Annotated in this window: 14 protein-coding genes; 11 read left to right on the top strand and 3 right to left on the bottom strand. The window is 64.2% G+C overall.

Annotated elements, in window-relative coordinates:
- The first annotated feature begins 176 nt into the window (after nucleotides 1–176).
- Nucleotides 177–767, top strand: coding sequence for a YqaA family protein (locus MNR02_RS21280; protein ID WP_241949757.1), 591 nt, complete (start codon nucleotides 177–179; stop codon nucleotides 765–767).
- Here the strand turns inward: MNR02_RS21280 and MNR02_RS21285 are convergent.
- From MNR02_RS21285 to MNR02_RS21295, 3 genes are all read right to left on the bottom strand, one after another.
- Entirely contained in the window at nucleotides 737–1,402 is a 666-nt protein-coding gene (locus MNR02_RS21285) for a 4'-phosphopantetheinyl transferase (protein WP_241949758.1), read from the bottom strand. The genes MNR02_RS21280 and MNR02_RS21285 overlap by 31 nt on opposite strands.
- A complete protein-coding gene (locus MNR02_RS21290) occupies nucleotides 1,399–5,370 on the bottom strand; it encodes a Pls/PosA family non-ribosomal peptide synthetase (RefSeq protein WP_241949870.1) in 3,972 nt (1,323 codons plus the stop codon). The genes MNR02_RS21285 and MNR02_RS21290 overlap by 4 nt, the downstream gene beginning before the upstream one ends.
- Before the next feature lie 300 nt (nucleotides 5,371–5,670).
- On the bottom strand, nucleotides 5,671–6,573 hold the full coding sequence (locus MNR02_RS21295; protein ID WP_241949759.1) for a LysR family transcriptional regulator: 903 nt from the start codon (nucleotides 6,571–6,573) through the stop codon (nucleotides 5,671–5,673).
- A gap of 132 nt (nucleotides 6,574–6,705) precedes the next feature.
- Here MNR02_RS21295 and MNR02_RS21300 point away from each other — a divergent pair, with 132 nt between their 5' ends.
- The 10 genes from MNR02_RS21300 to MNR02_RS21345 all read left to right on the top strand — a co-directional run bounded on the left by MNR02_RS21300 (nucleotide 6,706) and on the right by MNR02_RS21345 (nucleotide 18,831).
- Nucleotides 6,706–7,479: an SDR family oxidoreductase gene (locus tag MNR02_RS21300; protein ID WP_241949760.1), complete on the top strand. Its 774-nt coding sequence runs from the start codon at nucleotides 6,706–6,708 to the stop codon at nucleotides 7,477–7,479.
- 73 nt (nucleotides 7,480–7,552) lie between these two features.
- Nucleotides 7,553–7,819: a hypothetical protein gene (locus MNR02_RS21305; RefSeq protein ID WP_241949761.1), complete on the top strand. Its 267-nt coding sequence runs from the start codon at nucleotides 7,553–7,555 to the stop codon at nucleotides 7,817–7,819.
- A 48-nt stretch (nucleotides 7,820–7,867) separates the two neighbouring features.
- The gene (locus MNR02_RS21310; RefSeq protein WP_241949762.1) at nucleotides 7,868–8,194 is read left to right on the top strand and encodes a nuclear transport factor 2 family protein; all 327 of its coding nucleotides are present in this window, start codon (nucleotides 7,868–7,870) and stop codon (nucleotides 8,192–8,194) included.
- A gap of 12 nt (nucleotides 8,195–8,206) precedes the next feature.
- Nucleotides 8,207–9,991, top strand: coding sequence for a monovalent cation:proton antiporter-2 (CPA2) family protein (locus MNR02_RS21315; RefSeq protein ID WP_241949763.1), 1,785 nt, complete (start codon nucleotides 8,207–8,209; stop codon nucleotides 9,989–9,991).
- On the top strand, nucleotides 9,988–10,539 hold the full coding sequence (locus MNR02_RS21320; RefSeq protein ID WP_241949764.1) for a DUF924 family protein: 552 nt from the start codon (nucleotides 9,988–9,990) through the stop codon (nucleotides 10,537–10,539). The genes MNR02_RS21315 and MNR02_RS21320 overlap by 4 nt, the downstream gene beginning before the upstream one ends.
- Nucleotides 10,540–10,647: 108 nt before the next feature.
- A complete protein-coding gene (locus tag MNR02_RS21325) occupies nucleotides 10,648–12,039 on the top strand; it encodes a sigma-54 dependent transcriptional regulator (protein ID WP_241604033.1) in 1,392 nt (463 codons plus the stop codon).
- Nucleotides 12,032–14,047: a HAMP domain-containing sensor histidine kinase gene (locus MNR02_RS21330; protein ID WP_241949765.1), complete on the top strand. Its 2,016-nt coding sequence runs from the start codon at nucleotides 12,032–12,034 to the stop codon at nucleotides 14,045–14,047. Before MNR02_RS21325 ends, MNR02_RS21330 begins: the two co-directional genes overlap by 8 nt.
- 234 nt (nucleotides 14,048–14,281) lie before the next feature.
- Nucleotides 14,282–15,934, top strand: coding sequence for an OFA family MFS transporter (locus MNR02_RS21335; RefSeq protein WP_241604025.1), 1,653 nt, complete (start codon nucleotides 14,282–14,284; stop codon nucleotides 15,932–15,934).
- Between the two features lie 276 nt (nucleotides 15,935–16,210).
- Nucleotides 16,211–17,239 (top strand): substrate-binding domain-containing protein, encoded by a 1,029-nt coding sequence (locus MNR02_RS21340; protein WP_160871138.1) that lies wholly within the window; start codon nucleotides 16,211–16,213, stop codon nucleotides 17,237–17,239.
- Nucleotides 17,240–17,304: 65 nt separating this feature from the next.
- On the top strand, nucleotides 17,305–18,831 hold the full coding sequence (locus MNR02_RS21345; protein WP_241949766.1) for a sugar ABC transporter ATP-binding protein: 1,527 nt from the start codon (nucleotides 17,305–17,307) through the stop codon (nucleotides 18,829–18,831).
- Nucleotides 18,832–18,848 lie beyond the last annotated feature (17 nt).

An 18,848-nucleotide genomic window follows, 5' to 3' on the forward strand; every position in this document is an offset into this window, starting at 1 on the left:
TAATGGCCAATAATTTGATCGGATAATCAATGTTCTTCATGCATCCGGCGGACAATCCACACCGTTTGTCCCGGAGGGTCGTTCCCGGTTGACCGGTGCTTCACTGGATTTCGACGGGCGAAGCGTGTAGGCAGCGATCACACCCTCCCAGCCACCTGCCGCAGACACAAGATTCGATGTTACGAAAACTCTATGCCTGGACCCTCTCGCTTGCCGGCCGCAAGGCTGCCGAAGTGTGGCTCGCCGTTATCGCCTTTGTCGAAAGCTCGGTATTTCTCGTGCCGGCGGACGTTTTGTTCGTGCCGATGGCGATTGCCCGGCGCGAGCGGGCCTATCGCTACGCCTTTGTCGCAACCGTATCGTCGGTCGCGGGCGGCATCGCGGGCTGGCTGCTCGGCTATTATGCCTATGCGACCATCGCCGTGCCGGTGCTGGAATTCTACGGCAAGCTCGAGGCCTTCGAGCGGTTGAAGTCGCAGGTCACGGAAGAGCAGCTCAACCTGCTTCTGGTTACGTCGGGGCTCGCCCATCTGCCGCCGATCAAGATCGTCACGATCCTTGCCGGCGTGGTGCATATCAAGCTCTGGCACTTCATCGTCTCGGCGGTCATCGCACGCGGCCTGCGCTTCTATCTGCTCGCCTTCCTGCTGCGCCGCTACGGCGAGGCGATCCAGGCCTTCGTCGAAAAGCGGCTCGGGCTTATTCTGGCGGCGATCGCCGTCCTGCTCGTCCTGCTCTACGTCGCCTTCAAGATGCTGTTCGGCTGATCACCGGCCGCAACGGCCAATACGACCACACGGGGATGAACGCAGAAGAACAGCCGCATCCTGTGGCCGGTCGTGGTGATGCCCTGGCCGCGCGCGAGATCCACGCGGATATGTTCGTAGCCAAGGATTTCTCCGTCGAGTGGATGGGCGGCCTTGTAGACCGCCTCCTTGGCGCTGAAGAGAACACGTGCCGCGAGCCCTGCTTCGATGCCGCCAATCCCATCGCCACCATTGAACACGAGGGCTGCAATCTCGTCGGGCAGCGGTTCGGCGGGCTCCACGTCTATCCCCACCGAAAGCACGTCGGCTGTTCTGGCAATGGCCGCCACCGCCATCTGGTCGTCGTGGGCGAGCGAGCCGACCACACCCTGCGGCCAGAGCGGAGCGCCGGTGCCGGATCGGCCAATCACCGCGTCCGGGATGCCGTCATGCATCAGCAGGTGCCGGGCGAGGGCGCGTGCGGTGCCGCTGGCGCGCCGGGCGGCGGGCTGGCGGGCGGGAAGGGCTGAGGCCTCTTCGGGAAGGAGCAGCGCCTCGTCGCCATCGCGAATAAGACGGCAGCCGAGGCGGATGCCCGGCGGCGCAATCCGCTTCATTGCCGCCGAAAGCGCCGCCTCACCCGCGCTGTCACTCATTCCGCCGCGACCGGCTTGACCCAGCCGTAGAGCTTGGCCGGGTTGCCGCGCCATATCGAGTTCGGCTCGAGAATTTCGCCCTTCATGACGAAGCAGTCGACATCCGCAATGGAGCCGTCGCCCATGGTAACGCCGTAATGCACGAAGGCGGCCGGGCTCAGCGTGCAGCCGTTGCCGATGCGGATATAGTCCGACTTGAAAGCGCCTTCCTCCAGTGAATGGGCCTGGATGACGCAGCCCTCGTTGAGCGTGACGTCGTCGCCGATCTCCACCAGCGAGCGTTCGGTGATATTGGCCCCACCGTCATAGACGCGCTTGCCGACCTTCACGCCGAGCGCCCGCAGGATCATGGGGCGGAAGGGCGTACCGGCGAAAAGGCGCACAATGGGCGAATCCGACAGTTTCCAGTGGCGCTCGTGCCGCCAGAAGGCGACGTCGTAGATGGTCGTCACCTGCGGCTGGAGCTTGCGGAACCCGAGGCTCGCCCATTCCATGAAGATGTAGAAGGGAATGGTGATGGCGCCCGTCAGCACGACCGCGGCGAACAATGCGACATTTGCCCATTCCGTATAGTAGTTCAGCGCGCGGTCCCAGATGGCGAGCGTCACGAACAATGTCGTCCATTGCACGGCAATGAACATCATCGCGGTCGCGAGGTTGTGGCGGTTCTTGTGCGGCAAGCGCGCACGGCGCTCGTCGTCGCTGACGCCCTGGATCAGCTCCTTGTCGCGCTTGACCATCCGCGGGATTTCGAAGGGCGGCGAGCCCAGGAGGCCGACATTCTCGCGCATCGGCCCGTCGATCGGCACCATGACCTTGGTGCCCAGAAGCACGTTGTCGCCCGTGCGCCCGTCCGGCGGATAGAAGATGTTGTTGCCGAAATAGTTGCGCTCGCCGACCTTGGTATGCTCGAGCCGGAAGGCGGAGGCCGATTTGTGGACGTTGATCATGTAGAGACCGTCCGACACCATGGTGCCCGTGCCGATCTCGCAGAACAGCGGGTTGTCCTGCTGCTGGTTGCTGCCGAAGTTGGAGCCCGTCTGGACCACCGTGTTGAGGTTCCAGCCAAGCGCGCGGATATAGTGCACGACTGCCGAACTGTCGCCGAAAAGCAGGTTGAGCAGCCGGGCGTTCGTGCAGACCTCCACGATGGATTGCAGCCAGAAATGGAAGCCATAAAGCCGGTAGACGCGGCCGGGCTTCAAGACGAGGCTGAACAGGCGCGGCAGCACCAGCGCCGCAAACAGCAGCGCGCCAATGAGGATGAAGAGCGTCACCGTCGTGCCGATGGCGACGATGCCGATGGATTCCTGATAGTCGTCGCTGACATTCTGCCAGTAGCTGTGGAAGAGCAACGGGAAGGGCGTGACGACGGCAAACAGCGTGACCAGCTGCACCGCCTCGTAGAGAAAGCGCCGGGTCTTCGACAGCGTGACGACGGGAACCGCGCAATAGTCCGCCGATGTCGGAACGGCCGGCGATCCATGCCAGTGCGCGTCATCGGGAATGTGCTGGCAGCGCTGGAGCGAGGAGCCATGCCCGAGCTGCGCGCGGTCGCCGATCGAGGTGTCGATGTCGATCATACAGCCGACGCCGACGAAGGCGTCACGTCCGATGGCGATGGGGCCGGTATGGATGTAGCCGGCCTGGGCACGGTAGCCCAAGACCATGGATTCCTTGCGCAGGATCGCATTCTCGCCGATGGAGATGAGGTCGGTGCAGACGGGCACGGCCCGGCATTCGACCGTGGTGCTGCGGCCAAGACGCGCGCCGAGCAGGCGCAGATAGAGGCTGTAGAGCGGGCTGCCGCGGAACAGCACGACGGGAGCCGTGCGGATCAGCGTCTTGACGGCCCAGAACCGATAGTAGCGCAGCCCCCATATCGGGAAGCTTTCCGCCTTCCAGCGCCCGACCAGCAGCCACTTCATGGCCACGGCGAAGCCCGACATGCCGAAGAACACGGCGGCCGACAGCACGGCGCATCGCAGGTAAAGCTGAACCGGGTCGTCCAGCATGTCATAGACCCAGTTGAGGCCCGAATTGAGGATCCAGAAGCCGAAGTAGCTGTAAAGGCCGTAGAAAGCGAGCTGGGCTGCACCGCAGGTCCAGTAGGCGAGGTCCGAGGCGTTGTGCGTCAGGCAAGGCTCCTCGGGAAGGGCGACGTCCTCCTGCGGGCCGTGCAGGTGGCGTGCAAGTGCCGCGACCGTCGGGTGCATGTAAATGTCGCGCATCGAGGTGCCGGCCCATTCCTTGCGCGTGCGCAGCCTGGCGCAGAAGCGGGCCATCAGCAGGGAATTGGCGCCGAGATCGTCGAAGAAATGATCCTCGACATAGATGTCGTCCATCTTCAGGACATCGCGCAGCGCCTCCGTCATGAAGCGCTCCTCGTCGGTGGAGGGCAGGATCGCCTTGCGCTCGCCGCCGAGCCGCAGGCCCGAGGGCTTGGGAAGCTTGCGCGTGTCCACCTTGTCGGACACGGTCATCGGCAGCGCCGGCAGCTCCTCCAGGAAAGCGGGAACCATATAGTCGGGAAGGCGCTGGCGCAGCGCCTTGGCCAGATCGGCGCGCAGGACTGCATCCGTGCCCGATTTCAACGCGTAATAGCCGACGAGCTCCACACGGCCGGGTTCCATTTCCCAGGTGGTGACGGCGGCCTGGGCAATACCGGGCTGGTCGAGCAGCACGGCTTCGATCTCGCCGAGCTCGATGCGGTAGCCGCGGATCTTCACCTGGGTGTCGATGCGGCCATGGTACTCGACCTCACCATCGGCATTAATGCGGCCGAGATCGCCGGTGCGGTAGATGCGCTGCGAGGGATTGTTCGGCAGGCCGAGAAAATCGGGAATGAATTTCTGCGCCGTCAGGTCTGGCCGGTTGAGGTAACCGACGGCGACGCCGATGCCGGCAATGCCGATCTCGCCCATTTCGCCGGGTCCGGTCAGCTGCGGGGCGTCGGCATCGAGGATGACGATGGAATAGGTCGGCAGCGGCGTGCCGATGGTGACGACGCGGTCGGGCGTAAGATATCCCATGGTTGCCGTGACTGTCGCCTCGGTCGGGCCATAGGTGTTGAGGATCTGGCGGCCGGGCTTCGACCAGCGCGTGACGAGATTGTGCGGGCAGGCCTCCCCGCCGACGAGGATGGCGCGCAGGCTCGGCACGTCGCTTTCGATGGAGGACAGCAGCGTCGGCGAGCAGGCCATGCAGGTGATGGCGTTGGCGCGCAGGAAGTCCGCGAGCTCCTCACCCACCAGCGTCATGCGGCCCGGTGCGGGCACGACGGTCGCACCGGCAGCGAAAGGCACCCAGATCTCCTCGGTGGAGAAATCGAAGGCGATAGTCATGCCCTGGTAGACCCGGTCGCCCGGGCGATAGCCGTAGGCATGGGCTGCCACGCGCACGAAGTTGCAGATGCTCTGGTGGCGCACCGCCACGCCCTTGGGCCGGCCCGTCGTGCCTGATGTGTAGAGGATGTAGCAGATGTCGTCGCCGGACGTATCGACGGCCGGCGGCGTGTCGGGGAAGCGGGCGGTTTCCTCGCCACCGGCGGTGACCACGACATGCGGCACGGCAAGGCCTGCGGCGCGCGCCGCGTAGCCGGCAACGGTGACGACGAGGCGCACGCCGGCATCCTCGACGATCAGCGCCATGCGCTCGTCCGGAAAGGCCGGTGCGAGCGGTACGAAGGCCGCACCCGCCTTCATCACGGCGAGGATGGTGATGTAGGTCTCGGCGGAACGGTCGAGCAGCAGCGCGACGCGGTCGCCGGGCGCGACCCCGCGTTGGGCCAGCAAGTGCGCGAGGCGGTTCGCCTCCGCATCCATTTCCCGGTAGCTCCAGACCCGGCCGTTATCGAGCACGGCGGGCGAGGCGCCGAAGGTTGCGGCCAAACCCTCGAAGACGCCTGAAAGCCGCTCTTCCGGCTGGCCGGGATGGGAGAAATCGGGACCGCAGAGGATTTGCGGCATGAGGCCGCTCACCGTGGATTCCACAGCGCCCTGGGTGAGGCCGCGCAAAAGGGGCCCTGCATCGTTCATGTTCTAAAATCCTGCTTGTGCCTTGTCCGGCGAACTGGCGTTCGGGCAGTGGCGCGCCTGGGGCGCGGGACCGTTCGAATCGCCCGGCGGGGGCCGTTGCGACTGCCGCCATCGTCGAGGTGGCGCCATACGCCCGGCTCTAGAAAAAGAAAAGTGGCTTTTTGAGGCGGAAAACGTGCGGCCGATAAATTCTGTTTGCTGTTGTGCCGCCGCACCATGGCGCACCGGCTGTCACGGCAGGAGGTGCCGTTTCAGCAGGGCCTCGAGCCATTCTATAAAGACCTGGAGGCGCTGCGACAGGAACTGGCGGTGAGGGTAGAGCAGCGTCATCGGCATGGGCTCCGGGCGCTGTTCCGGCATGACCTCCACAAGCTCGCCCGCCTCCAGATGGCGGCGCACGTCATAGGCGGGAATCTGGATGAGGCCGAGCCCCGCGAGACAGCAGGCGATATAGGCTTCCGCGCTGTTGACCGTGACGCGGCTCTTGACGGACAGGGTTCGCAACGCGCCATCCTCCTGCCATTCCCAGTCCTCGACGCGGCCGGATGACGGGGAGGCGTAATTGACGGCCCAATGCGCCGCGAGGTCGGCCGGCGATGCGGGCGTGCCGTGGCGCGCCAGATAGGCGGGGCTCGCAACGTTGATCAGCGCCAGCTTGCCGATGGGCCGTGCAATCAGGCCGGAATCGCTGAGCGGTCCGACGCGCAGCACGCAGTCCAGGCTATCTTCGAAAAGATTGACCGCGCGGTCTGTGACACCGAGGCTGATGTCGATTTTCGGATAGCGCTCCAGGAATCCCGGCAGCGCGGGCGCGATAATCAGCCGACCGATCCGACCGGGAACGTCGATGCGCAGCATGCCGGAGGGCTGGGCGGCGTTGTGGCGGAAAAGGTTTTCGGCCTCCTCGACATCGAAGATCAGCCGCTGGCAACGCTCGTAGAGGGCAAGGCCCTCCTGTGTCGGCGAGACTCGGCGGGTGGTGCGTTGCAGGAGCCGTGCCGAAACGCGGGTTTCAAGCTCCTGAACCGCCGCCGAAACCGATGATCGTGGCATGCCCAGTGTATCGGCGGCCTTGGTGAAGCTGGAGCATTCGACCACCCGGCAGAAAATGCGAAACAGGTCGATTCGGTCCATCACGCCCCATCATTGTTCTTGATTTCTGACAAGTGATGTCACGATAGGCGGCTTTATCCCGAAATCCTAGACCGTACATTTGCTAATGTAAGCGCGGCATGAGGCCGTGCCAACGAAGGAGATCATACTCCCATGACCGATCACAGCATCAAGGGCAAAACCGTCATCATCGCCGGCGGCGCGAAGAATCTCGGCGGCCTGATTGCCCGCGACCTCGCCGAGCACGGCGCCAAGGCCGTCGCCATCCATTACAACAGCGCAGCCAGCAAGGCCGATGCGGACGCCACTGTCGCCGCCATCAAAGCCGCCGGCGCCGAAGCGGTCGCCTTCCAGGCCGACCTCACCTCGGCCGGCGCCATGGAAAAGCTCTTCGCCGATGTCACCGCCGCCGTCGGCCGGCCGGACATCGCGATCAACACTGTCGGCAAGGTGCTGAAGAAGCCGATCGTCGAGATTTCCGAAGCCGAATATGACGCCATGAGCGCGGTCAATGCCAAGTCTGCCTTCTTCTTCATCAAGGAAGCCGGCAAGCACCTGAACGACAACGGCAAGATCTGCACGCTCGTCACCTCGCTTCTCGGCGCCTTCACGCCGTTCTACGCGAGCTACGCCGGCACGAAGGCGCCGGTCGAGCATTTCACGCGGGCCGCCTCGAAGGAGTTCGGCGAGCGCGGCATTTCGGTCACTGCCATCGGCCCGGGCCCGATGGACACGCCCTTCTTCTATCCGGCCGAGGGCGCCGACGCGGTCGCCTACCACAAGACGGCGGCGGCCCTGTCGAAGTTTACGCCCACGGGTCTGACCCATATCGAGGATATCGTGCCCTACATCCGTTTCATGGTATCCGAGGGATGGTGGATGACCGGCCAGACCATCCTCGTCAATGGTGGCTACACCACCAAGTGACGGGGTGGCCACCGGCGGTCCGTCCCGCCGGTGGTCTTTCATTCCTTTCACAAACCTCAACGGGAGACGTCCCATGCACATGCTTCTTGTCATCGCCGGAGGAGTGATCCTTCTCGGCGTTTTTGCCCTTTTCGGAAAGCTGTGGGGCGCGGATGTCGCCGGCATTGCGGCGGGCGCACGCCTGTTCATCCCGGTCTGGCTGGTCGTCGCAATCACGAACATGTGGGTGGGCGTCACCAAGGCCGGCTACACCGTGACGCAGGAATTGCCGATCCTTGCGGTGGTGTTCATCGTTCCGGCGGTCCTGGCTGGCGGGCTCGCATGGCAGCTTGCGAAATGATTGCCGTCCCGGCACTATCGCTCCATTAGGAATCAGGAAAATACCTATATGCCGGTTTCCCTTCCGCCTGCGCTCCAGGCCGCCGTCGACGCCATCAATGCAGGCGATGAAGCCGCATTCGTTTCCGCCTTCTCCCCCTCAGGCAGCATCAACGACTGGGGCCGCATCCTGAAAGGTCCCGCAGGCGTTCTCTCATGGGCCCGCTCCGATGCGATTGGCGCCAAGGCGCACATGACAGTGATCGAAGCCGCGACCGAGGGCCCGACCACGCATATCGTCTTCGACTGGAAAAGCCGTGTCTTCAACGGGCGCAGCGAGGCCTATGTCACGCTGGCCGATGGGCTGATCACCGAATTCCGCATTCCCGCACAATAAGAGGGTACGTGCATGGCAGCAGAAGCAGTCTCGCATGCCGCCGAGGCGGCGCAGCATGGTGGTGTCGAACTGACGGGGGTCGTGGTTCTGCTCACGGCCGCCGTCATCGCCGTTCCCCTGTTCCGGCGCGCCGGGCTGGGTTCTGTGCTCGGTTATCTCGCGGCGGGACTGGCCATCGGCCCGTTCGGGCTCGGCTTCTTCCATGACGCCCAGTCGATCCTCCATATCGCCGAACTTGGCGTCGTGCTCTTTCTTTTCATCATCGGCCTTGAAATGCAGCCCTCGCGGCTATGGAGCATGCGCGGCGAAATCTTTGGGCTCGGCCTTGTCCAGGTGTGCCTCGCCATCGCGACGCTGGTCTGGGTCGGTATCCTTCTCGGCTATCCCACGGAGGCGAGCTTCGTTGCCGGTACCGGCTTCGTGCTGACCTCCACGGCGATCGTCATGCAGATGCTGGAAGAGCGCGGCGAGATGAACCTGCCGCGCGGGCGGCGCATCATCGCGATCCTCCTTCTGGAAGACCTCGCCATTGTGCCGCTTCTGGCGCTCGTCGCCTTCCTGGCGCCCGGCGGCGCGGAGGCGACGATGGCGGACCGCCTCCAGGGTGTGGCCATCGGCCTTGCGGCCATCGCCGCCCTCGTGCTTGCCGGCCGCTACCTGCTCGATCCGATGTTCCGCCTTCTCGCCCGCTTCGGCGCGCGCGAAGTCATGACGGCCGCCGCGCTCCTGGTGGTTCTGGGCGCGGCCGTCCTGATGCAGGCAGGCGGGCTTTCCATGGCGATGGGCGCGTTCCTCGCGGGTGTCCTGCTGTCGGAATCCTCCTTCCGCCACCAGCTGGAAGCCGATGTGGAGCCCTTCCGCGGCCTGCTGCTCGGCCTGTTCTTCCTCGGCGTGGGCATGGCACTCGATCTCAACATCATCGCCGCCAATTGGGTGGTCATCGCCATTTCCGTTCCCGCTTTCATGATCCTGAAGATGGTGGTCATCTATGCGGTTGCCCGCTTCATGAAGGCCGGCCGTGCCGAAGCGCTGGAGCGTACGGTCCTGATGGCGCAGGGCGGCGAGTTCGCCTTCGTCCTCTACGCAACGGCAACCCAGTTCGGCATCCTCACACCCGAATGGAACGCCAACATGACAGCCATCATCATCATCTCCATGGTGCTGACGCCGATCATGATCATCCTGCACGACCGGCTGGTGCCCAAGGCGTCCCCGTCGATGGACGGGGTGGAGGCGGCCGAGGGCCTTTCCGGCCGGGTGCTGCTCATCGGCTTCGGGCGCTTTGGGCAGATCATCAGCCAACCGCTTCTGGCGCGCGGCCACAGCTTGTCGATCATCGAATCCGATCCCGATGCCATCCGCGATGCCAAGGATTTCGGCTTCAAGGTCTGGTATGGCGACGGCGCACGGCTGGATATCCTCCATGCGGCGGGTGCGGCCGATGCAAGCCTGATCATCGCGGCGGCGGGGGATGCCGAGGCCACGACCCGCATTGCAGAACTGGCGAGGCACGAATTCCCGACGGTGCCGGTGCTGGCCCGCGCCTTTGACCGCGAACACGCGCTCAAGCTCGTCGAGGCCGGCGTGGATTTCCAGATCCGCGAGACCTTTGAGAGCGCCTTGCTGGTCGGCCGGGAAGCCCTCATGCGGCTGGGTGATACGCCGGAAGAGGCCGCCGAGCTGATCGGCGACATCCGTCAGCAGGATGCGGAGCGCTTTGCTCTGGAAACGGCAGGCGGAATCTATGCGGGTCGTTCGATGATCCATGGCAATGTCGCGCAGGAGCAGCAGCATTGAAACGACCCCTGGCCGAGGCGCACGCGGTCGTTGCCTTCTGGCAGGACGCTGGGGAGAAGGGGGCGTGGTTCGCCAAGGACCCGGCCTTCGACACGGCGTTTCGCGAGCGCTTCCTCGATCTTCACGTCGCCGCCGCGCGCCGCGAATGTGATGGCTGGGGCGGGACGCCGGAGGGCGCGCTCGCCCTGATGGTCCTGCTCGACCAGTACCCGCGCAATGCCTTCCGCGGCACGGCGCATATGTATGCGACCGATCCGCTGGCCCGGCTCCATGCGCGCCATGCGCAGGAAAACGATCACATGGCGCGCTTCGAAGGCGATATCCGGCTGTTCTTCTGCCTGCCCTTCGCCCATTCCGAATCGCTTGCCGATCAGGATGTGTCCGTTGCGCTCAATGCGGTTCTTGGAGAACCATGGCTTTCGCATGCAGAAGGACACCGCGATATCATCAGGCGGTTCGGCCGCTTTCCGCATCGCAATGACCTGCTCGCCCGCGATACCACGCCGGAAGAAGCAGCCTTCCTGCTGGAGGGCGGCTTTGCGGGTTAGGGCACATCGAACGCGATCTGCCTTACCCTGAGCCGCACCGCCTTGTGCTTGCGGCCACGGCTTCTTATGGTGGCCGCCTGATGCGAATGACCGCCGGGAGGAAACCAGGTGTCGAGTGAAGCCGCGCGCGTGCCGCGCGACACGTCCGTCGATCCGGAGTTCGGCCCCTGGCTGGCGCAGGCCTCGATCCTTGTGGTGGACGACGAGCCGGGCATGCGCAACTTCCTGATGCGGACACTGGGGCCACGCTGCGCCAGGCTGGAGCTGGCCGCGGATACGGACGAGGCCTCGCTCAAGCTCGACCAGCATCATTTCGACGTTGTGATCCTCGACAACATCATGCCGCGCAAGAACGGCGTGGAGTGGCTTGCAGAGCAACGTGCCATCGGTTTCTTCGCCGATGCCATCCTGATGACGGCCTATGCCGATCTGGAGACGGCCATCCAGGCATTGCGGGCCGGCGCGGTCGATTTCATCCTGAAGCCGTTCCGCTCCAATCAGCTGCTCAATGCGGTCGCCCGCTGCCTGGACCGGATCCGCTTGCAGCGCGAGAACTATGTGCTGCGCTATGAGCTGAAGGCGGCTTCCGACCACATTCTCCTGCGCGACCGGCTGATCGGGCAGTCCTCGGCCATCGCCCGCGTGCGCGACGCCATTGCCCGTGTTGCGCCGCTGCCGACCACGGTTCTGCTCACCGGGCAATCGGGCACGGGCAAGGAGGTCGCGGCGCGCTCGCTGCATACGCTTTCCGACCGGGCGCAGAAGCCCTTCGTTCCCGTCAATTGCGGTGCCATTCCGCCCGACATGATCGAAAGCGAGCTGTTCGGTCATCTGAAGGGGGCCTTTACCGGTGCCGAGCGGGCGCGCGAGGGCCTGTTCCTGCACGCACAGGGCGGCACGCTCTTTCTCGACGAGATCAGCGAAATGCCGCTGGCCACGCAGAGCAAGCTGCTGCGTGTGCTGGAAGACCGCAAGGTGCGGCCCGTCGGTTCCGAGCGCGAGGTCCCGGTGGACCTTCGGTTCGTTTTCGCCACCAATGCGGAGCTTGAAAAGGAAGTTCAGGCCGGCCGCTTCCGCGCCGATCTGTTCTTCCGCATCAATGTCATGCAGATCCACCTGCCGCCGCTCAAGGAGCGCGATGGCGATGCGGTGGAGCTTGCCGCGCTCTTCATGAACAAGCTTTCGGCCCAGCTTGCCATGCCGGCCGTACCCATCGACGACGCGGCCCGCCGGGCCCTTTCGAGCTATGACTGGCCGGGCAATGTGCGCGAGTTGCGCAACCTCATCGAGCGCACGCTGATCCTCGGCCGCTTCCCGGAAGGGTTCGGCTCGGCCGTAGCGTCGCCCGTGCCTGGCGATGCCGGCTCGCTCGCCGATGTCGAGCGACGCCACATCCTGTCGGTGCTCGCTGCCTGCAACGGCCAGCGGGATGATGCCGCGCGGCAGCTCGGCATTTCCCGCAAGACCATCGATCGCAAGCTGGCGGCCTGGGATGGCTGAAATCAGGCCTGCCGGGGCCGTGCGGCCCGCGCGCTCCGTTCGCTACCGGCTACTCGCCATCGCGCTCCTGCCGATGCTGGTCATCCTGCCGCTTCTGCTTGGCGTGACGGTCTATCGCTGGAACGAGAAATTCGACGCGACGCTGATCTCCAAGGTCAATGGCGACCTGACGATCGCGCACCAGTATCTCGCTCATATCCTCGACAATACCGGCGAGCATGTCACGGCCCTCGGCGGCTCTGCCGGCTTCCGCGATGTCGCCAACGACCCCGCCGCGCTCAAGTCGCTGCTCGACGATGCACGGGCAAGGCTCGAACTCGATTTCCTCTATGTCATGGAGCCCGACGGCAGGCTCGTCGCCTCCGTCATCACCGAGACGTCGGATACATTGCGCACCGACTGGCCGGTCATTCGAGATGCGATTGCCGGGAAATCCGCAACCGGTATCGATATCTTCGACAATGCCGATCTCGAGAAGCTCTCGCCGGATCTGGCGGCGCGGGCGCGCCTGCCGCTCGTTCCCACGCCCAATGCCGTGCCGACCGAGCGGCAGGAGGAAACACGCGGCATGGTCGTGCAGAGCGCAAGCCCCGTGACACTCGGCGGCGGGCGCGGTGCCGTTCTGGTCGGCGGCATCCTGCTCAACCAGAACCTCGTCTTCATCGACACGATCAACGACCTCGTCTATCGCGAGGCGAGCCTGCCCGAGGGGAGCCAGGGCACGGCGACGCTCTTCCTCGATGACGTGCGTGTGAGCACGAATGTCCGGCTTTTCGAGGGTCGGCGTGCGCTCGGCACGCGCGTTTCGTCGGCGGTGCGCGCGGCGGTGCTGGACGAGGGGCGCACCTGGCTCGACAGCGCCTTCGTCGTCAACGACTGGTACATTTCCGCCTACGAGCCCATCGTCGACAGTCACGGCAAGCGGGTCGGCATGCTTTATGTCGGCTTCCTGGAGGCCCCCTTCACGGCGGCGAAATATCAGACCGTGCTGACCATCGTGGCCGCCTTCTTCGCCATCGCCGCCGCCAGCGTGCCGATCTTCCTGCGCTGGGCGCGCGGGATCTTCAAACCGCTGGAGCGTGTGGATGCGACGATCGCGCGGGTGGAAAGCGGCGATCTCGGTGCGCGCACCGGGCCGGTGGACAGCCAGGACGAGATCGGCCGCGTCGCCGTCCATCTCGATGCGTTGCTCGACCAGCTCGAGCGCAACGACCAGCAGCTGCGCGGTTGGAACGAGGAACTGAACGCCCGTGTCGACGAACGCACGCGCGAACTCCAGCTTGCCAACCGCAAGCTGGAGGCGACGACCAAGCAGCTCATCCTCTCCGAAAAACTCGCCGCCATCGGCGAGATCACGGCAGGCGTGGCGCATGAGATCAACAACCCGATTGCCGTCATGCAGGGCAATCTGGAGGTCGTGCGTTCCGTGGTGGGAGACCGTGCAGAGCTGGCCAAGGTCGAGTTCCAGCTGCTCGATGAGCAGATCCAGCGCATCAGCCAGATCGTCACCAAGCTGCTGCAGTTCGCCAAGCCCGAGGAATTCGCCGGCATTGTCGATCGGCACGCACCGGGCCTTGCGGTGGCCGATTGTCTGCCACTCGTCCAGCACCTGCTTGCGAGGGCCGACATATCGGTGACGCTCGACAACACGGCCGCCCGGCAGGTTCTGATGAACCGCACCGAGCTTCAACAGGTGGTCGTCAATCTCGTGGTCAATGCCATCCATGCCATGCCGGATGGCGGCCTGCTCACGATCGGTACGCATGACAGCGACCGCGAGGGGCGCCCCGGCGTGGAGATCGTCGTCAGCGATACCGGCGTCGGCATGGACCCGGAGCTTGCCGCCAAGATCTTCGATCCGTTCTTCACGACCAAGCGGCAGGAAGGGACCGGGCTTGGCCTGTCGATCAGCCAGACGCTGGTGCGCCGACAGGGCGGGAGCATTTCCGTCGCCAGTCGGCCGGGCGAGGGTGCGACCTTCACGATCTGGCTGCCCGAGGCGGAGTGATCGGACAATTTGTCCGACTTTTTAGGACAATTTGTCCGACTGCCGCGTCGTGTGTCATTCAACCCGTTGATATCAAAGCAAATCATCTCTGGCATGGCACTTGCAAAGCAGCTGGCGGGAGGACCGGTGGCCAGCGCTCGCATGGAGGGTGCGGCCGTGGACGCCGGAAGGACATTCGGCCGCCTCCCGCCACGAAATCTTCGCATCCGAGGGGTGCGTTGCGGAGGAGACACAATGACTGCATCGACCGAGACCTATGCTGGCGGCAATTCCGTTGGCATCCTCGACCGGGAGCGCATCATCGCGAAACCCGGCTTCAACCGCTGGCTGGTTCCGCCGGCCGCCCTTGCCATCCACCTTTGCATCGGCATGGCCTATGGCTTCAGCGTGTTCTGGCTGCCGCTGTCCAAGGCGATTGCCGGCGATCCCGATCCCGCCTGCGCCGACATGAACCTTCTGTCCGCGCTGTTTACCACAAGCTGCAACTGGCGCGTCGCCGATCTCGGCTGGATCTACACCCTGTTCTTCGTGCTGCTTGGCTGTTCGGCCGCCATCTGGGGCGGCTGGCTGGAGCGGGTGGGCCCGCGTAAGGCCGGCTTCGTCTCGGCCTGTTGCTGGTGCGGCGGCATGGTCGTCGCAGCCTTCGGCGTCATGACCCACCAGCTGTGGCTGATGTGGCTGGGCGCCGGCTTCATCGGCGGCATCGGTCTCGGCCTCGGCTACATTTCGCCGGTCTCGACGCTGATCAAGTGGTTCCCCGACCGTCGCGGCATGGCCACAGGCATGGCCATCATGGGCTTCGGTGGCGGCGCCATGATCGGCGCACCGCTGGCCAATATCCTGATGAATGTGTTCAAGACGGATGTGAACCCCGGCGTCTGGCAGACCTTCCTGGTCATGGCGGCGATCTACTTCTGCTTCATGATGGGCGGCGCCTTCGGCTACCGCATTCCGCCGGCTGGCTGGCGTCCGGAAGGCTGGACGCCCCCGGTTTCTAAGTCCACCATGATCACGACCAAACACGTACACCTGCGCGATGCGCACAAGACCATGCAGTTCTGGATGGTCTGGATCGTGCTGTGCATGAACGTGTCCGCCGGTATCGGCGTCATCGGCATGGCCTCGCCCATGCTGCAGGAAATCTTCGGCGGCCGCCTTATCGGCCAGCCCGAGCTTTCCTTCGGTGATCTGAGCCTCGAGCAGAAGGCTGCCATCGCAGCAATCGCGGCGGGCTTTACCGGCTTCCTGTCCCTGTTCAACATCGGCGGGCGCTTCTTCTGGGCGTCGCTCTCCGACAAGATCGGCCGTAAGAACACCTATTATACGTTCTTCATCCTCGGCATCGTGCTCTATGCACTGGCGCCGACCTTCGCCGACATGGGCAGCAAGGTCCTCTTCGTCTGCGCCTTCGCCATCATCCTGTCGATGTATGGCGGCGGGTTCGCCACCGTGCCGGCCTATCTTGCCGACATCTTCGGCACGCAGTTCGTGGGCGCCATCCACGGCAGGCTCCTGACCGCATGGGCAACCGCCGGCATCGTCGGCCCCGTCGTGGTCAACTACATCCGTGAGGCGCAGATCTCCGCGGGCGTGGAACCGGGCCCGGCCCTCTATAGCGGAACGATGTATATCCTCGCGGGCATGCTGGCGGTGGGTCTGATCGCCAATGCGCTGGTGCGCCCGCTCTCCGACAAGTGGTTCATGTCGGACGAGGAAGTCGCGTCCCTGCAGGCCAAGACCGCCGCCGCGAATGCCGGCCCGACGGGCTCCTTCGGCATCGGCACCGGCGGCTTCGACGCCAAGGCAGCCGTTGCCTGGGCAATCGTCGGCCTGCCGCTGCTCTGGGGCATCTGGGTTACGGTCAAGAATACCGCAGCCCTGTTCTAGCCTGCTCTATCGAGTGAAAACGAGAGCCCCGGCGAAAGCCGGGGCTTTTCGCGTTGCAGGGAACTTCAGATCCCACATCCCAGCAACGGGACCGGCACTCGCCACCACAATAGTGAAATATATTTCTTTCAGTGAATTATATTGACAACTTCTCGGGCTTGCCGTTAGCTGCCCTCCATCGGATTTCGAGGAGGAATTCCGGTCTTCATGCAAACACCGGCGCGGTTGCTGCGCCTTGGGGTTATTTGGGAGGGGCTTCGGCCTCAAGGAGGAAACGTGCGCACTTTTTTCACGACGACCGCCATGGCGGTCCTTGCGACGACGCTTTTTGCCGGCGCGGCCGCGGCCGAAACGGAAAGCCCTTTCCGCTGCAAGCCGGGCGAGAAATACGTCATGAACGTCATGGTATCGGGCGTTGAATACTGGTTCCCGGTCTATGAAATGTTCAAGCAGGCCGGCCAGCAGATGGGCTGCGAGACGGAGTATACCGGCACGCCGGAATATGACGTCAACAAGCAGATCGCGACCTTCGATCAGGCGCTGGCGCAGAACCCGGCCGGCATTCTCGTTCATCCGATGAACTCTGACCCGTTCATCGAGCCGATCAACCGCGCCATCGAGCAGGGCACGGCCGTTGTCACCTTCGCCGCCGACTCGCCGCTCTCCAAGCGCGTTTCCTTCATCACGTCCGACAACACCCGCGAAGGCACCTATGCCGCCGATGCGATTGCCGAGAAGATGGGCGGCAAGGGCGAATATGCGGTTCTGGAAAATCCCGGCCAGGACAATCACGACAAGCGCATCGCCGCCTTCATCGCCCGCATGGAAGAGAAGTGGCCGGACATGAAGCTTGTCGGCCGCGCGGCATCGAACCAGGATCCGACCAAGGCCTATCAGGGTCTCTCCAGCATCATCCAGGCCAATCCCAACCTCGGCGCCGTTTTCATGCCTGAGGCGAGCTCGGCCATCGGCGCCGCTCAGGCGGCCAAGGAAGCGGGCGGCAAGGTTCTCGTCATGTGCGCGGACGTCAACGCCAACATCCTCGACATGATCAAGGCCGGCGAGGTCTTCGGCTCGATCAACCCGAACCAGGGCATGCAGGGCTATATGGGCTTCATGCTGCTTTGGCTTGCCAAGCATCCCGAGCTGATCGACCCGATGAACGACGCCAAGCGCGCGGGCTTCAACCCGATGAGCATTCCCGTCGTCGATAACGGCCTGTCCGTCGTGACCGCCGAAAACGCCGATGATTTCTACTGGGACAAGTACCTGAAGCGCCGCGGCACCAAGGGTATCGAGGAGTAATCTCCCAAGGCGAAGCCGCCCGCACTCGGGTGCGGGTGGCTCTTGAGGGAAGAGGGAGGACGACGATGGCGGAGCCGGTGCTCACCATTCATGGCGTGACCAAGCATTTCGGTGCGGTGAAGGCGTTGACGGATGTCAACTTCACGCTGGAACGCGGCGAGGTGCATGCACTCTGCGGCGAAAACGGCGCCGGCAAGTCGACGCTGATGAATATCATCGCCGGCGTCCTGCAGCCGACATCGGGTGAAATCCGCTTTGACGGCTCGATCGTGCGCATTGCGTCCCCCGCTGTCGCCCAGTCCCTCGGCATCGGCCTGGTGCATCAGGAAATCGCGCTATGCCCGGATGCGACCGTTGCCGAAAACATGTTCATGGCCGCGACCAACCGCCGGCGTTCGCCCTTTATGAATTACCGCGCGCTGGAGCGTGACGCGCAGGCCGTGATGAACCGGCTTGCCGCCATCGACGTCAGCCAGAAGGTCGCTGACCTGCCGATTTCCAGCCAGCAGCTCGTGGAGATCGCCAAGGCGCTGACCCTCGACTGCCGCGTGCTTATCCTCGACGAGCCGACGGCGGCACTGACGGAAACCGAGGCGCAGCAGCTGTTCTCGATCATCCGGGATCTCAAGGCGAACGGTATATCGATCATCTATATCAGCCACCGCATGGCCGAGATCTTCTCGCTCTGCGACCGCGTGACGGTGTTCCGCGACGGCCGCTACGTCTGCACCGACCGCATCGCCGACATTACCCCTGACGATGTCGTCCGTCGTATGGTGGGCCGCGAGATCACGCAGCTCTATCCTGACAAGCGGGACGCGAACGCGCCTGAAGGGAAAACCATTCTGTCTGTGGAAGGGCTCTCCGACGCGACGCGCTTCCACCACGTCGGCTTCGAGCTGCGCGAAGGCGAGATCCTCGGGATCGGCGGCCTCATCGGTTCGGGCCGGACCGAGATCGCCGAGGGCATCTGCGGTTTGCGCCCGCGCACGGCCGGATCGGTTTCGCTGCACGGAGCGCCGCAGAAGATCCAGTCCTATGCGGATGCCGTAAAAGCCGGCATCGTCTATCTCTCGGAAGACCGAAAGGGCTCGGGCGTCTTCCTCGAAATGTCCATCGCGCAGAACGTCTCCGTGCTGGAACTGAAGGCGCTCACCAACAGCGCCGGGCTTTTGAAGCGCCGTGCGGAGACGGCGCTGGCGGAGGATTTTGCCAAAAAACTCGCCGTGCGCATGAGCGGCGTCGAGGCGCCGGTCAAGTCGCTGTCGGGCGGCAATCAGCAGAAGGTGGCGATCGCCAAGCAACTGGCCGTCAAGCCGAAGGTCATCCTGATGGATGAGCCGACGCGCGGCATCGATGTCGGCGCCAAGACAGAAATTCATCGCCTGCTGCGCGAACTGGCGCAGGCCGGCATCGGTATCGTGGTCATCTCCTCGGAGATGCCGGAACTGCTCGGTCTTTCCGACCGCGTGCTGGTCGTGCGGGAGGGACGTATCGCAGGCGAACTCGGCGCCGACGAGATGTCGGAAGAGGCCGTCATCCGCCTCGCCTCCGGGCTTGGCAACGAACAGGCGGCGCACCATGCCGCATGAAAAAGAAGTGGGAGAGA

It is taken from the genome of Shinella sp. H4-D48 (assembly GCF_022637395.1).
In the GTDB taxonomy this organism is placed as follows: Bacteria; Pseudomonadota; Alphaproteobacteria; order Rhizobiales; family Rhizobiaceae; genus Shinella; species Shinella sedimenti.